The organism is Algoriphagus aquimarinus (assembly GCF_900112005.1).
Classification (GTDB): domain Bacteria; phylum Bacteroidota; class Bacteroidia; order Cytophagales; family Cyclobacteriaceae; genus Algoriphagus; species Algoriphagus aquimarinus.
On the sequence record NZ_FOKK01000003.1, the window covers coordinates 71,054 to 85,994 of the forward strand.

General features: G+C 41.2%; 11 protein-coding genes. 8 read left to right on the forward strand and 3 right to left on the reverse strand.

The window, feature by feature from the left end; all coding sequences use genetic code 11:
* The first annotated feature begins 74 nt into the window (after positions 1 to 74).
* From BM291_RS04565 to BM291_RS04580, 4 genes are all read left to right on the forward strand, one after another.
* The gene (locus tag BM291_RS04565; protein WP_092894998.1) at positions 75 to 1,721 is read left to right on the forward strand and encodes an FAD-dependent oxidoreductase; all 1,647 of its coding nucleotides are present in this window, start codon (positions 75 to 77) and stop codon (positions 1,719 to 1,721) included.
* Positions 1,722 to 2,192: 471 nt separating this feature from the next.
* The gene (locus tag BM291_RS04570) at positions 2,193 to 2,534 is read left to right on the forward strand and encodes a PadR family transcriptional regulator (RefSeq protein ID WP_092894999.1); all 342 of its coding nucleotides are present in this window, start codon (positions 2,193 to 2,195) and stop codon (positions 2,532 to 2,534) included.
* Entirely contained in the window at positions 2,524 to 5,130 is a 2,607-nt protein-coding gene (locus BM291_RS04575) for an ABC transporter permease (protein WP_092895000.1), read from the forward strand. The genes BM291_RS04570 and BM291_RS04575 overlap by 11 nt, the downstream gene beginning before the upstream one ends.
* Positions 5,131 to 5,197: 67 nt before the next feature.
* The gene (locus BM291_RS04580) at positions 5,198 to 5,551 is read left to right on the forward strand and encodes a SpoIIAA family protein (RefSeq protein WP_092895001.1); all 354 of its coding nucleotides are present in this window, start codon (positions 5,198 to 5,200) and stop codon (positions 5,549 to 5,551) included.
* Between the two features lie 51 nt (positions 5,552 to 5,602).
* On the opposite strand, the gene BM291_RS04585 is transcribed toward BM291_RS04580, so the two are convergent.
* A complete protein-coding gene (locus BM291_RS04585) occupies positions 5,603 to 7,408 on the reverse strand; it encodes a hypothetical protein (RefSeq protein WP_092895002.1) in 1,806 nt (601 codons plus the stop codon).
* Positions 7,409 to 8,276: 868 nt separating this feature from the next.
* On the opposite strand from BM291_RS04585, the gene BM291_RS04595 reads away from it, so the two are divergent.
* From BM291_RS04595 to BM291_RS04605, 3 genes are all read left to right on the forward strand, one after another.
* Positions 8,277 to 8,825, forward strand: coding sequence for an RNA polymerase sigma factor (locus tag BM291_RS04595; protein ID WP_092895004.1), 549 nt, complete (start codon positions 8,277 to 8,279; stop codon positions 8,823 to 8,825).
* Entirely contained in the window at positions 8,812 to 10,188 is a 1,377-nt protein-coding gene (locus BM291_RS04600) for a porin family protein (protein ID WP_092895005.1), read from the forward strand. The genes BM291_RS04595 and BM291_RS04600 overlap by 14 nt, the downstream gene beginning before the upstream one ends.
* Before the next feature lie 407 nt (positions 10,189 to 10,595).
* Positions 10,596 to 12,095 (forward strand): S8 family peptidase, encoded by a 1,500-nt coding sequence (locus BM291_RS04605; RefSeq protein WP_092895006.1) that lies wholly within the window; start codon positions 10,596 to 10,598, stop codon positions 12,093 to 12,095.
* A gap of 229 nt (positions 12,096 to 12,324) precedes the next feature.
* Here the strand turns inward: BM291_RS04605 and BM291_RS04610 are convergent, their stop codons facing one another.
* Together BM291_RS04610 and BM291_RS04615 are read right to left on the reverse strand one after the other, a co-directional pair.
* Entirely contained in the window at positions 12,325 to 13,047 is a 723-nt protein-coding gene (locus tag BM291_RS04610) for a DUF4397 domain-containing protein (protein WP_092895007.1), read from the reverse strand.
* 187 nt (positions 13,048 to 13,234) lie between these two features.
* Entirely contained in the window at positions 13,235 to 13,729 is a 495-nt protein-coding gene (locus tag BM291_RS04615; protein ID WP_092895008.1) for a DinB family protein, read from the reverse strand.
* A 138-nt stretch (positions 13,730 to 13,867) separates the two neighbouring features.
* Between BM291_RS04615 and BM291_RS04620 the strand changes: the two genes are divergently transcribed.
* Positions 13,868 to 14,821: a helix-turn-helix transcriptional regulator gene (locus BM291_RS04620; RefSeq protein WP_092895009.1), complete on the forward strand. Its 954-nt coding sequence runs from the start codon at positions 13,868 to 13,870 to the stop codon at positions 14,819 to 14,821.
* Positions 14,822 to 14,941 lie beyond the last annotated feature (120 nt).

The following is a 14,941-nucleotide window of genomic DNA, read 5'->3' on the forward strand; positions in this document are numbered from 1 at the left end:
AGATAAAATACATTATTTTGAGAGGCGAACATCCGTACTGTCAAAATTCACTCACCCGAAATAAGTTATTCACTATGAAATTTTTATCCAGCCTAGTTGTCCTACTGTTATTATTCTCTTGCCAACCCCAAAAAAATGCTTCTGACTACGAAGCAGATCTGATTATTTACGGCGGAACTTCAGCGGCTATTACAGCGGCTGTGCAGGCAAAGAAAATGGGTAAAACAGTCATTATCGTTTCTCCGGATACCCATTTAGGAGGATTGTCTTCCGGTGGTTTGGGCTATACCGATACAGGGAATAAGTCTGTGATTGGAGGTTTGGCTCGTGAGTTTTATCATCGCGTATATATGCATTACCAGACGGACTCGGCTTGGAAATGGCAGAAAAAGGATGAGTATGGAAATAAGGGTCAAGGCACTCCAGCGATGGATGGGGAGAATAGAACCATGTGGATTTTTGAACCCCATGTGGCGGAGCAGGTTTTTGAGGGTTTTTCCAAAGAAAATGAGTTGGAAATTCACCGAAATGAATGGTTGGATAGAGAATCCGGTGTAACCAAAGAGAATGGCAAAATCACTCAGATCAAAACGCTATCAGGCAAAACCTATTCTGGAAAAGTATTTATAGATGCGACTTATGAAGGAGATCTGCTGGCTGCCGCTGGAGTAAGCTATCATGTGGGAAGGGAATCGAATGCGACCTACGGTGAAAAGTGGAACGGAGTGCAAGTGGGTGTCTTTCAGCACAAGCATTATTTCAATGTGAATATTAGCCCTTATGTGATCGCTGATGATCCTGCTAGCGGATTGCTTCCTGAGATATCGACTAATCCTCCTGGAGAGAATGGGGAAGGAGATAAGAGACTGCAGGCTTACAATTACAGAATGGCACTAAGTCGCCATCCTGATAATCGTGTGCCTTTTGCGAAGCCAGAGAACTACGACCCCGCTCGCTATGAACTTCTTGCTCGGGTCTATGCAGCTGGACGGGATGATACTTTTGAGAAATATGATCCTATTCCAAATCTCAAAACTGATACAAATAATCACGGACCTTTCTCGACGGATTACATAGGAAAGAACTATGCATACCCAGAAGCAAGCTATGAAGAGAGAAAGGATATCCTTCAAGAGCATATTGACTATCAAAAAGGTTTGATGTACTATTTAGCAAATGATCCTAAAGTGCCGGCTGAAGTTCGTGAAGAAATGGCGCAATGGGGATTGGCGAAGGATGAGTTTACAGACAATGGCAATTGGCCACATCAAATCTATGTGCGTGAAGCCAGACGAATGATCGGAGCTTATGTGATGACTGAGCACGATGTGCTTGGTGCCAAAACTGTTCCTGAGCCAGTTGGAATGGGTTCATATTCCTTGGATTCACATAATGCGCAGCGATTTGTGACTGCAGAAGGTTTTGTGCAGAATGAAGGTGATATCGGGGTTCACCCAGAGAATCCCTATTCAATTTCCTACGGTACGCTAGTGCCAAAGAAAGAAGAATGCACTAATCTGATTGTTCCTGTGTGCGTTTCCAGTTCACATACAGCTTTTGGCTCGATCCGAATGGAACCTGTTTTTATGATTTTGGGACAGTCAGCCGCTGCTGCAGCTTCCTTGGCAATTGATCAAGGGATTCCAGTTCAGGAGCTGAGTTATGCCGATTTGAAAGTAGTTTTGGATGAAGAGAAGCAGATTCTAACTCAGGAAAAGTAGTTCTTTTGAAAATTTTTAACCGCGGTGGACACGGAGGATTATGCAGATAGCGTAAAATAATTAGTATTGTTATCGTTCAAGTAAAACGAATGGTTGAGTAGGACTTAATGGTTGCACCCCTTCGGGGCTTGATTTTACTAATATTTTCTCTGCCCCCGGCTTTGCCGAGGGTTATGAATTGTTTCAATCCTTCGGATCTTCCTTGAAGAAAATATTTAAGCTTTTTATAAAGGAAAAGGGCTGAAAGCCCAAAATACCCTAGCCCAGTCCGATAGGGCTGGGTTGAAAAAGATTATTCAATTGTACAAGCTCTGAAGGAGCGAAATACTCCTACCCACCATGTTTTCTGATGACTCAATTCAGGTTTGAGATCTAAGTAAAAATTGCGTGCAATATTTTTATTCACATATCATCTACAAATATGAAAGTAATCTATTACATTTACTTTTGTAAATATAATAGAAGACGTTTATGAAGGGCTATAATTTAGGTGAATTGGAAGAGTTGATTCTACTGACTGTGGGGATCTTGGATCAGGAGGCTTACGGAGTCGCTATACTGGAAGAGATAAAAAACCAAACCGGCAGAAAAGTCAATATCTCAGCGATTCATACTGTTTTGAACCGACTGGAAGAAAAGGGCTTTTTGAAATCCTACATGGGAGGTGCGACTGAAGAAAGAGGAGGTAGACGAAAGCGCTTGTTCTCAATATCGGCTACGGGCAGAGCTGCTATAGAAGAAGTCAAGAATGTCAGAAATAAACTCTTCGACCAACTTCCTCCCTTGGCTTTAGATTTTTCTCATGGACACTAAACTCAAGCATCATCCACCCAAATGGCCAGATCGGTTTCTGGAATTCTACTGCAGTCCCAGTCGATTGGAGCAGATACAGGGAGATGCATATGAGCTTTTTTATATGAATTTGGAGGAGCGAGGCATACGCTACGCAAGATTCCGATTTCTCATCCATGTACTCAGTTTTTTCAGATGGGGCAATATCAGACGATCAAAACCTTCTTATCAGACCTATAACCAAGGAGCTATGTTTAAGAACTATATGAAAATTGGCTGGAGAAATCTTGTCAAGCAAAAAGGAACGACCTTCATCTCAATCTTTGGGTTAGCAGCTGCTGTGGGTTGCTGCTTGGTGGCTTATCTATTTATTGAGCAAGTTTGGTTCAAAGGCATGCATCAGGAGAATAAAGATGAGATTTACCAGATTACTTATACGGCCGAAGGTGAAAACGGAAAGACTACCTATGGCACTGTAGCCGAGCCGATTTCGGAATTGATTAGCGATGAATTGCCGAATATCAAAGCTCAAACGCGAATTCTGACTGATTTCCCTGTTCTTATTCACAAAAATGAGAGCTATTTCCAACGCGCTCAATATGTGGATCCAGGTTATATGGAGATGTTTACCTATTCCATGCTTTATGGTTACCCCGGCGCATTGAATGAACCGGAACAGGTTATTTTGACTGAGGAGCTTTCTACAAAGCTCTTTGGTAATACCCATCCTATTGGACAGGACATCGCGCTGATTACTAATGGGGAAGAAAAGCTCTACAAAGTGGGAGGGGTTTTCAAGTCATTCAATGATATGGAAATGTTCAACTTTGACTTGCTAGTGAACATGTCAACTCATTCAAATGAAAATCATGCTCTACCTCTAAAGGATGCCTGGGCGTCAGAATTATGGACATTCATTCAGCTGGAAAAAGATGTGGATGCTGGTAGTTTATCCACGGGACTTGCAGAAATTGTAAGTGCTCAGAATAAGATCAATCCTGAAAATCCATACCTGAGTCTTCAGCTTGAATCTTTCAACGACTTGGTGAAGAATTCTGAGAATGTAGAAAGAGGTGTGGTTAGTTTCTTGGCAGTTGCACCCCAGATTTTACTATCAGCAATCGGGATTTTTATTTTGATTTTGGCAGTGTTCAATTACATCAATATTTCTATTTTGATGGCTTCCAGACGTCTCAAAGAAATAGGTGTTCGTAAGGTGATTGGTAGCAATAAGGGGCAACTGATCGCTCAGTTTCTCAGTGAAAATCTCATGGTCTGCTTCATGGCTATCGTATTGGGACTCTTATTAGCCGCTTTTATTTTCCTTCCAGGCTTCAATGAAATAGCCTCGAAAAACATCAAAATTGATCTGCTAAATGATCATTTAGTCTGGATGTTTTTAGGTGCTATGCTGCTATTTATTACGTTAGTTTCTGGACTGTACCCAGCGATTTATATCACCTCATTTAAGCCAATCAATATCCTGAAAGGGAATCAGCAAATGGGGAGCAAAAGTGTCTTTACTAGTGTTTTGCTAACTTTCCAGTTTACGCTTGCTATCATCAGTATTGTAGCGGGAGTTGCTTTTGTGCAGACCAATCACATCAATGCAAATCGCGATTGGGGATATGATAGCTCAGATAAGATTATTGTAAATGTTCCAAGTTCTCAGGACTACTTGCCGCTTAAAAACAAATTGTCAGCACTGGCTTCTGTGATCGAAGTCAGTGGAAGTCAAGATTATGTGGGGAATTGGATACGTGAAGAAGAGCTTGTTTTTCATGAGGAAAAGTATGAAATCAGCCTTTTGAATGCAGAGGCTAATTATCCTGAATTATTGGATTTGAAACTGAAGCAAGGCAGAATGTTCAACACAGAACTGATCTCTGATACGCAGGAATCAGTTCTCGTAAATCAGACTTTCTTAGATGAACTAGGACTGATTTTTCCCCTAACTGAAAAAATTATCTTAGATAGTGCAAGCTATGACGTGGTAGGTGTGGTGGAGGATTTTCATACCATATTCTTCCAAAGTTTTATTGATCCTATGGTGATCCGGGCTTCTCCAGATACTACGTTCAACTACCTCACGCTGAAAATGACTTCTGGAACAGCTTATTCTTCTATGGAGTCAGTGAAGAAAATCTGGCATGAAGCTATTCCCAGAGGACTATTTGAGGGAAAATTACAAACTGAAGTATTTGACCGTGAATTCAGTGACGTGAACGGAGTAAGTAATATTCTGTTGTTTTCTGCGATACTAGCAGTGGTTCTGGCGGCTCTCGGACTCTTTGGATTGGTGTCTTTGAATATGAATTCCCGTATCAAAGATTTCTGCGTGAGAAAAGTGTTTGGCGCCGATGCGGGAGATCTGTCCATGAAGTTGGCGAAGAGATATTTGATTATTTGGGGAGTTGCTTCGGTGCTTGGTGGAGGAATATCGATAGTTCTTGTTTCAGCTTTTCTAAATACCTTCTTTGCTTTCCACTCAGGGGTAGGTTTGATTCCAATAGGCTTAGGTCTTTTGATTCTATTGCTTGTCGTCGCAGGGACGGTTGGATCTCAGATTTTGAAAATAGTGAAGGCAAATCCGGCTACGATTCTCAAAGCGGAATAAGAAAAGGGAAGGTAGGATACCCAAATCGCTACCTAAACACTTTATTCCACCTGAGGTTAATAGAAATATGGAGGTTAATTATTCTCAGGAAAAAGGGTTGATAAGCTATGTGATCAATGGGGAAATCACAGTCGATGATATGCGTCAATTGCAGGAGGCAAGAAATCAGCTTGCCACAATAAGCGCATTAAAAGTATTGGCGATTGTAACTTCTTTTAAAGGTTATAAAAGCTTCAAAGCCATGAAAGATGCGCTTTTGGGAGATTGGAGAATGCTTCCTAGGCTATCCAAATACGCAATGCTCACAGATAGCACTTGGCTGCGGGCTTTGATTTTTATCTTAAACCTTTTGGTTCTAAAAAGTGAGCTGAAAGCATTTCCCTTACGAGATCGCAAGTTAGCCGATAGGTGGTTGGAGTAGCTTTCAGCGCTTTTTAGTTACTTGGGTTACAATTATAACATAGATCGTCTCTTAGGTCATGCTAGCTTCTACAGGCTTACTTAACTGTTCGATTTCGCATTTGATTTTAGCGAACTGATCTGCCATTTTTTCAAGGATTGCACTGGAATCTACCTCTACTTTATCTATCAACTCTTGGTAGTATTCTACTCCTTGAATCAGGTTAATTCTGAATTTTTCCAAGTAAGCTTCCTTCTTGGCTACTTTCTCAGTGACTTTGGTGTCAAATTCCTTTTTCAAGTAAGTCACATATAGTTGCAATTCCTTCACAAAAACATGCGGTCTGTCTATATCCACTTTTAGCGAAAGCTTGCCATAGATATGATCTGCCATTTCTTTGAGTGAAAAAGTACCTTTGAAGTAAGCCAGATTCGGTCCAGGACAAATGGTAACTGCATTGAGATTACGTCGCGGAGTTTCACCTGCTGCCAAAATTGCGGGAGCGCTCAGTCCTTCGCAAAGGCAGTCTTTAGCTTCTACTTTTTCCATTTCTTCCGCTTCTATTTCTCCAGCCTCGAATTGCTTTGCTTTAAGGTCTTGATATTGTCTGGAAGCTGTGCAAATCGGCTTGTCTGTGAACTCGGTATTATTCATCAGAAACTTCTTGTAGCAAGGACTTCCAGCTCTGTTCTTCTCAATTCTTACTACTCGCTGTTCCTCGCCTGAGGAAGTTCGGAGATTGTTAAAAGGTACTCCGAGTGGAGAGGCATGGCTCAGGTAGAAGTCAGATTTTTTTGCTTGGAAGAGTCGGTCTAAAGTGTCGCCATCCACAGAGGTTGCTTCGGGCACTAGAAGAAAAGGACTTCCCCAACCAGTTCCGTCGAGTTCATAGTACTCGCGTAGAAAGCTATCCTCGCTTGCCGTTCCTATTCCACCTTGGTAGGTGATCTTGAAAGTTGGTGAGTTTGAAAGTTTGAATATTTCCTTGCCTTCCAAGGCACTTTGACAAGTGTCAAAAAGTGTTTGAAACAGCTCATTTCTGTTGTTTTTGAACTCTTCCAAAATCGGTCCGATCAGAAAGCCATCCGTTGCAAATGCATGGCCGCCACAGTTCAGACCAGATTCTATTCTGAATTCGGAAACCCAAAGTCCCTTCTTTGCCAAGAATTTCCCTTGGATCAAAGCAGATCTATAGTCACTTACTTTTAGGATGATTCCTTTCGAAATCTCTCCGAATTGATTTGGGTAAAATTCTGAAAATTGCTCTGCATATCCGTACAGAGCCGGGTTCATTCCTGCAGAAAATACTACCGATCCATTGGCTTTGCTCTTGGCAAAACCTCTCAATGCAGACAAGGCATCTGAGTATTCTCGTGGTAATTCATTGCCTGCTTTATCGATGTTTATCTTGTCCACCTTCGTCATGATATTCACGTCGACAGCGCCTATGCTCAGCTTGGATTTCAATTCTTCTTTGAGTTGAAATTTCTCAGAATCCGAAGCTGTTACCATCTTTGCCAGCAAGTCTAATAGCATAGTATTTTGAGGCAAAAGGTCCAAGTACTTTCTGAATTCGGTATTGGTTTGCCAGTCGGCATTGATTAATTTATTGAATTGCTCTTCCACGAGAGACTGAGTCAAATCCAGGTAGGCAGTGATTCGCTTTGCCCGATAATCCTCTTCAGTGTCTGAGATAGGAATGAATTCACGCACAAATTTCTTCGAGTAGATTTTTCGCATGTCTTCGAGCAGATGATCATCCATAATGGAGATCACACTTGAAATGCCATATTTGGCCACTTTGATCGGAGTGTCTACAGTATATCCTAATCCCATAACTGGGATGTGGAATGTGTGTGTTAATGATTGAGAATTCATATATACCTAAGATGAAATTTGCACTTATTTGAAAAAGTAAAATTAGGCCCAATGACAGCCCCTTTGCCTGCCAGGTCTCAGTGCTGGGTCTGACTTTCGTCATGTTTTGTGAATTCGGGTTTTTTACCGAAGCGTGCACCAGTGTTTAGCAAAAGGAGACATTGCGACAATTGTAAATCCCACTAGTCGTCAACTTGATAATTGCCCACTGAATCTGAACATTGATCATTAGCATTGAAAAACAAGCAACTAGCAACCGATAACTATTTGCATCTGTTTTCCCATTTTAAATTTTATGTATATCCGCTTTTCTACCAGTAAAGAGGGAAAAGCAATCTAGAATTTGTTCAAATTTATAATTGAGGTCACTTCGGTCTTCGGTCATCGGTCTTCCGACCAGATAAACAAAGAATCTAAGGCAACTGGCATCATTGCGGATAATCACATTAAATTTTAAATTCACCCATTTCTAATTGCCCTTTCAAAAATATTTCTCTTCCCCTGTAGCGTCTCGAGGAAGAACTCCGTCAGGGTAATAAAGAAAGATGAAGACACTTCTAAGGATCTATTTGGTTTTGATATTTGCGAGCAGCGCATTAAACGCGGGCCCAGAGAATGATTTGATCAACAAGGGATTCCCGATAGAAGCATCTAATTTTGCTGCAAATCCTCGCAATCCTCAGAATCTTGATGGAATTGCTGACTGCATGAGTTCCCCAGTTCAACTAGAGGAACGTGCAATAAACAAGGTAATTAAGGGGGGAAATTCAATAGTAATATCCTCTGAGGGACTGAGTAAATGAATAGCTGAGAAGTGAAATCGCGACTCCAAAAGGAATGTCGTTAATTATAGATTAATAGGTTTGAATTGAATTGGACTGACCAAGAGCTGATCGAAGGTTGCAAACGAAAATCGGCTAAGTACGAAGAGGTATTCTATAAAAAATACTATGGCTATGTCATGGGGATCAGTCTGTCTTATTCCAAAGATAAAGCTCTAGCCGATGAGATCACCAACGACTCATTTATGAAGTTTTTTGGTTCGATCAAGAAATTCGAAGACTTCCAGTCTGTAAAGGCTTGGCTTCGCCGCATCACTGTAAACACCGCGATAGACTATTTCCGTAAGCAGAAGAAGTTTCAAAATCAAACCGACGTGTCAGAGGAAACTGGCATATTCCATGAAGTGAATGCGCTGCAGGATCTAGCATTTCAGGATATAGTAAACCTAATCAATCTATTACAGGACGATCACAAAATGGTGTTCAATCTCTATGAGATCGAAGGCTATAGTCATAAAGAAGTTGGCGAAAAGCTGGGCCTGACGGAAAGCTCCTCCAGAGTTTATCTGGCTAGAGCAAAGTCTCAACTTCGCCAATTAGTATCATTACACTTGAAAGAATATGAAGGAAGATAAGCTAGATGAGGAAATCGCTGCTTCCCTTAAAAAGAAGTTAGTCGAAGCCTCCGTACCCTACGAACTGGGTGCATGGGAAGTGTTTCAGAAAAAACGCGCACAGCGCAAACGTAGGGCTATTGCCTATTGGGCATCTGGAATCGCTGCGTCTCTACTGCTCATCGCAGTGGGGCTTAATACTGTGGATACCCCTGAAAAGAATACGCCAAGTTCTCCTGAAAATCAGCTGACAGAAAATGCTGAGAAACCTTCTGAAAATGGAGTAGAGGAAATAATTACCAGGGAAACTGAAGCAGTTGCTGAAAATTCAGCTGTTGAAATTCAAGAAAGGCTAGCTCCAGAAACAAATGATTCGAGCTCTAAAGCATCGGAGGAAGCTCCGAAAGTCCAAAAGTCTGAGACAAATCCTACTGATACAAAAGCTTTAGCTACTGTTCCTCAGCCTGTAAAAAAGGCTATAGAAAAGCCCGTGAAAACGGAAAACGTGGTACCTACGGTACCAATAATTTCCAATGAAAAAGCTGTAGCTCAAGTACCTGAAAAACAAAGCTCACAACAGCAGACACTTATAACCAAAGTGGAGCAAGTGGAAAAGCTAGAAGAGTTGAAGGCTCCAGAGGAGACGTTGGCTTTGGCAAAAGTTGAAGAGCCCGTGAAAGCTGTAGAAAAGGAGAAGTTTGTAGCAGAAAATGACTTTCCTATAATTGAAAAAGATAAAGCATCGGTAGGGCTAGGGATGGGGCTTTCTCCAGGTTTCGGAGCGATCCAAAGCGATAATCAAGTAGCTACAGCTCAATCGATTGGATTGGGAATGCTGGTAAATATAGATCTTCCGGGCAAGCTTACCTTAGGCTCTGGTCTTGGTCTGAACTACCTCAACCAAAATAATGAACAGGAAAGCACGGTGATGTCTTTAGGCAATACCTATCCGCAGGTACAAAAACTGGAAGTACGTCAGATGCAGGTAGAAGTGCCTGTCTTCGTGAAATATCCTGTAACCAGAAATAACTCCGTTTCCATACAGGCTGGTTTTTCAAACTATTACGCATTAAATCAAACAGCTAGTCAAGAAAATACCACGGAGCGCCAATCTGCTTTTTATGCAAATGATGCATTGGGTAGTTCTTCGGTCTCCCTTCGTCAGCAATCAGTGACAGAAAGCTCTATGCTAGAATCTAACAGTGGTAAATTCTATCCTTTTGCCGCGCTGAATTTTGGAGTCAATCTACGAGTCTTGGAGACCAAAGGCGCCAACTATGTGGTTATGCCATTCTACAATTACCAGCTGAAGCAGGTCTCTGGCTATGGAGATACTTATGGTTTATTTGGCGCTAGCTTCAAGATGAATTTTGGAGGGAAGTAGGGGCGAAAATGTTCAGTTTTCAGTGATCAGTCGCAGTCACAGTGAGCAATAATTATCCTACAGATCCGAATAGAAGGGAAGGTATTACCTCGCTGTTTGAACCATTTCCTGAATATTAGTTAAGTTTTAATTACTCAAAAAGCCTTTCTGGATCTCGGGAAGGCTTTTTTGGTGTTGGGTATAGACAGAGAGTTGCCCAGATTCTTCAGAAACTGGACTTGTCTCGATAGACAGTAGTTCTAGAAAAAGTTCTGTGGTCTGTTGCCTATTTTCAGTCCTCGATTATCTGCATTTTTTTTAATTTGTAGACTGGTTTGGTTGCCGAAAATTATACGATACTAGGTTCTATACCATCCATTTTATCTACTTCAAAAGCCTATTTCTCTTTAATTACTATATTAGAAACTATGAAAATCTCAATAATAGTTGTCATTACCGCTTTGTGGGCTTCTAGCATTACAAAGTGTACTGTAAATGATGAGAATACTGTGTGGGTTGACCCTGCATATACTGCGACTGACAGCTTACAAACCATTGTCGTTTGGTTTGAAGATCAATATTTAGAGAATGCGGACTCTTTTCTGAAAAAAGCGGAAGAGTTCAACGATAGAAAGCGGGGAGAATTAAGGAAAGAAGTGATGCTATCATTGAAGACCTTGAGCAATTCATCTTTTGATAAAGTTAAGAATCAGTTAAACGCTCCAGAATATTCTGAACAGATATTGGCAGTAACACAGCATTGGATTATTAACGGCTTCACCTGTACTGTTACAACAGCAGGGTTCAATACTATTAAAACTTTAGAAGGGGTAGACAAAATATTTATCAAAAGACCTTCTTCCTATTCTAAAGGGGAAGATATGGGGCCTGAGTTTATAGAAACCAAACCTGCTTCTCGCTTTGATGTCAAAAGTGTAGAATCATATCCTTGGAATATTGAAAAAATCCGTGCTCCAGAAGTATGGAATGAGTTTGGGATCACAGGAAAAGGAACACTAAATGTGGTTCATGATTCTGGGTTTAAGTTAGATGTCCCAGCTTTGGCAGAGACTATTTATACGAACGATGGAGAGATTCCTGGTAATGGTTTGGATGATGATAATAATGGCTTCATAGATGATTATCATGGTTATAATTTTGATGCTGAGCTTGCCAATCTAAACGAACCTACTATTCGAAGAGGCACCAACATTCACGGTAATATGTGTGCTGCGCTGATTTCTGGGACCTTTGAAACAAATACTAAGCGGTCTGTGGGGATTTCTCCGGATTCTCAATGGGCGCCTGTAATTGGAAGTTCGAATTTTGAACAAGCGGTAGAGTGGGCGATAGAGCAAGGTGCTGATACTTATAGCATGAGTTTCTCTCAGCCAAATCTTGGTGAATTCCGAACGCATTGGAGAAAGGTACTAGAACAAGGCACTTTGTGTGGTGTTGTGTTTATTTCAGGTGCGGGAAATTTTGCAGCAGGGGAAAGTGAAGCTCCAATTCCTGTTCAGATGCGTACCCCAGAGGATATTCCAAATGTGGTTTTAGGAGTTGCAGGAGTGGGGCAGGATGGGAAACGGCCTATCTTCAGTAGTCAGGGGCCAGTGGAATGGAATACTGATTACTACAAAGATGGTACGGTAGAAAAGCCGGATTTTGCGACATTAAACTTCGAGATACCCTGTATAGATCCAGAGGGTAACTTAGCGAATTTTGCTAATGGGAATTCACTTTCTAGCCCACATATGGCTGGCATCGTGTCCTTAATGTTTTCGGCAAATCCAGATTTACTGCCATGGAAAATCAAAGAAATTCTGCTAGAGACAGCTGAAGATATAGGTGATAAGGGGTTTGATTACCAAAGTGGACATGGATTTGTAAATGCTTATGATGCAGTGAAAGCCGTTTTGGAGCTTTGAAAATTTCATCCTTTTATCTGTATTCAGTTAGTAAAAGGAATTAGTGTGTTACTATCATAATTGCGTCAGTTGTACAAATCGGTTTTAAAACCTTCAAGGAGATTCTTTGCGCCGGTGTAGCTAGCAATCTTCTGAAAGATTCTCTATACGCCGCTAAGTGAAGTCAAAAGCATCAAAAAAAATCCCGATCTAGATAGAGCGGGATTTTGAACTGTGGTACTTAGATTACTTAGTAATCTATATAGTTGGTCAATAATTGTAAATCAAGCTTTTTGGAAGTGTCAGTGGTCAGCTCATATCCTCTTAATACAAGAGTGTACACTCTGTTTCCTTTAAGTTCTAGGTTATTAGCAGAAGCAATAGTTTCTCCAGTGCTGGAAACTACTTTCAAATTATAAACTTTGGTAGCTAGGCTTTTAAACTCTGAATTTCCCTTAAATGTCAAATCAGAGAATAAAGCAGTTGCCACTTCGTCGATCATAAGAGATACAGTTCCTGAATCTGGCGAGAGGTTTACCATTCTAATTTGCGCTTCAGCAGCAGTTGGTTCCGACCAGTCATCATCTACCAAAACAGCATCCAGTGCTCCCGAATTCTCTACCATAAACAGAGAGTAAACGGAATCTACTTTGATCTCAAATTCCTTTTCTAAAAGGGAAGTCACAGAGTTTGCTTCTGAAAATTTGAAGAGTCTATCTCCTGGATAGAAGTTTTTGTACGGCAATACTTCTGAGTACCTCAATGGGGAATTGTTCACTTGATTTTGGTCGGCGTAGACAATTACTCCTGCATTACTCGGTGCGCCATTGTAAATAGATATGTAACCTGCGGCAGGATATTCAATGGGGTCATTGTCATCCATACAGCTTGTCAGGCCCATAGTACCTGCAAGTAAAGCTAGGGAAGCTAGAGATCTAAGATTCTTAGTCGCAAATGATTTTATACTCATCATATGTATTTGTTGGTTTTTGTTTTAAATCAGAACCAAGACGCATGATAAGTTTTATTCGCTACAGAAAGAATGAAGATTTAAATAAGCTGCTTATTTATAAAGGGTTAAGAATTTGTAACAGAAGTCTCTGTCCTCAAAGACCTACTTGTGGCGGCCTGTGAGGACACAGACCGCTTAAACCAAAGTTTTAATACTGCTCCCAGAAGTTTGGAGGAGTGATGCCTAAAGCGCGCAGATAGACAAAACCCTGTCCTCTGTGGTGAATTTCATTGTCAATGATGTAGAATAAGATGCTGTAACCTGTGCCATCATATTGTCCAAAGGCTTTGATCTGCTTCTGGAATTCTTCCATCGTAATATCCTTCCAAAACTGTTGTATTTCTTCTGTGGATTTATCCCAACTAGCCAAAAGTTCAGTTTTTGTAGTCAGTTCAGCTTTTTCCTCATCCAGGGCTTCCCAGGTAGAAGTAGCCAGACCTCTAGCTGTCGCACTATCCATAGCCAGCATTTCTTTCATCAGCTGCGCAAAAGTCCGCATTCCACCTATGCTGAATTCGAAAAGTTCTTTCTCAGGAAAAGCTTCCAGCGTTCTGCGGGTGACTTTGCGGTGTCCTAGCCAGTGGGTGAGCAATTGATCTTTGTTGATGAGTTGAGCGCCTGTTGATGATGTTGTCGTTTCCATTGTGGGTATGTTTTGTTTAAGAATACTCAAATAAACAACCGCATAGTGTCAGCCCTATGTCAGTAGGGTTATGGGATTTGAAAGGTTTTCTGACTTTTTTCCACTTTCTTTACTTTCAATCTGGATTATGCATTTTTTATGAACAGAATAGACCGACTCACAGCCATACTTACTCATCTCCAATCCAAGCGAACTGTGCGGGCCTCCGAACTTGCGGCTCGTTTTGAGGTGAGTTTGCGGACTATCTATAGAGATGTGAGATCTCTGGAAGAGTCGGGCGTTCCAATTATCGGAGAGGCAGGACAGGGATATTCTCTGATGGAAGGCTATAGACTTCCACCCATCATGTTTAGTAGGGAGGAGGCATTGGCTCTTTTAGTTGCTGAGAAGTTGGTGGAAAAATCTCTTGATGATCAAAGTAGTAAGTTTTTTAAGGAAGCGCTGATTAAGATTAAGGCTGTGCTGAAGTCCTCCGAAAAGGATTTATTGGCAGAAGTGCAGGATACGATCCAAGTTTTGAAGTCGAGTTCTTCGAAAATTATGAACAGATCCAGCAAGGCTTTTCAAGCCATTCTTCAGGCTATTTCGGAGAAAAAAGTACTGTCAACCACCTACGTCACTTTTGATCCAGAGCAGATGTCAGTAAGAGATCTTGAGCCAATAGGATTGTTTCATTCTTATGAACAATGGTATATGATGGCCTTTTGCCGCCTGAGAGGTGATTACCGTACCTTTCGACTGGATCGCTTTAGTAAACTTCAGGTGACAGATATTTCCTGTTCCACCTCTAAGCACCCTTCCTTGCAGTCTTATTTGGACAAAATAGCCAGCGAACAAAAACTACATCAAATCATTCTGGAAGTGCCTGATGGTTCTCTGAAATACCTCGTCAATTCGAAATACAATAATGGATTTGTGTCTGAGGAAAGAGTAGGGAACAAGACCGTGATGACTTTTATGAACTCTTCCATCGAGGGCTTTGTGCGCTGGATAATCGCACTGGGAGATATGGTGGTGGTCATGGAGCCAGATCTCCTTAGGAATCGTTTGGCTGAGCTAATAGGAGAAATTAAGGAAATGCAGCGGGACTGAATATTTCCTCAGGAGGTTTTTGAAATTATGAAGGTGTTGTTGTAGTCCTTTTTCCTAACCGTATTCCTCTGCAATGATCTGTTTCTTTCCGGATTACTCACCAAGCCATGGTGTCTACTT

Excerpts from the sequence above, each read along its gene's own strand:
- BM291_RS04565 (WP_092894998.1), top strand. The coding sequence starts at position 75 with ATGAAATTTTTATCCAGCCTAGTTGTCCTACTGTTATTATTCTCTTGC.
- BM291_RS04570 (WP_092894999.1), top strand. The coding sequence starts at position 2,193 with ATGAAGGGCTATAATTTAGGTGAATTGGAAGAGTTGATTCTACTGACT.
- BM291_RS04575 (WP_092895000.1), top strand. The coding sequence starts at position 2,524 with ATGGACACTAAACTCAAGCATCATCCACCCAAATGGCCAGATCGGTTT.
- BM291_RS04580 (WP_092895001.1), top strand. The coding sequence starts at position 5,198 with ATGGAGGTTAATTATTCTCAGGAAAAAGGGTTGATAAGCTATGTGATC.
- BM291_RS04585 (WP_092895002.1), bottom strand. The coding sequence starts at position 7,408 with ATGAATTCTCAATCATTAACACACACATTCCACATCCCAGTTATGGGA.
- BM291_RS04600 (WP_092895005.1), top strand. The coding sequence starts at position 8,812 with ATGAAGGAAGATAAGCTAGATGAGGAAATCGCTGCTTCCCTTAAAAAG.
- BM291_RS04605 (WP_092895006.1), top strand. The coding sequence starts at position 10,596 with ATGAAAATCTCAATAATAGTTGTCATTACCGCTTTGTGGGCTTCTAGC.
- BM291_RS04610 (WP_092895007.1), bottom strand. The coding sequence starts at position 13,047 with ATGATGAGTATAAAATCATTTGCGACTAAGAATCTTAGATCTCTAGCT.
- BM291_RS04615 (WP_092895008.1), bottom strand. The coding sequence starts at position 13,729 with ATGGAAACGACAACATCATCAACAGGCGCTCAACTCATCAACAAAGAT.
- BM291_RS04620 (WP_092895009.1), top strand. The coding sequence starts at position 13,868 with ATGAACAGAATAGACCGACTCACAGCCATACTTACTCATCTCCAATCC.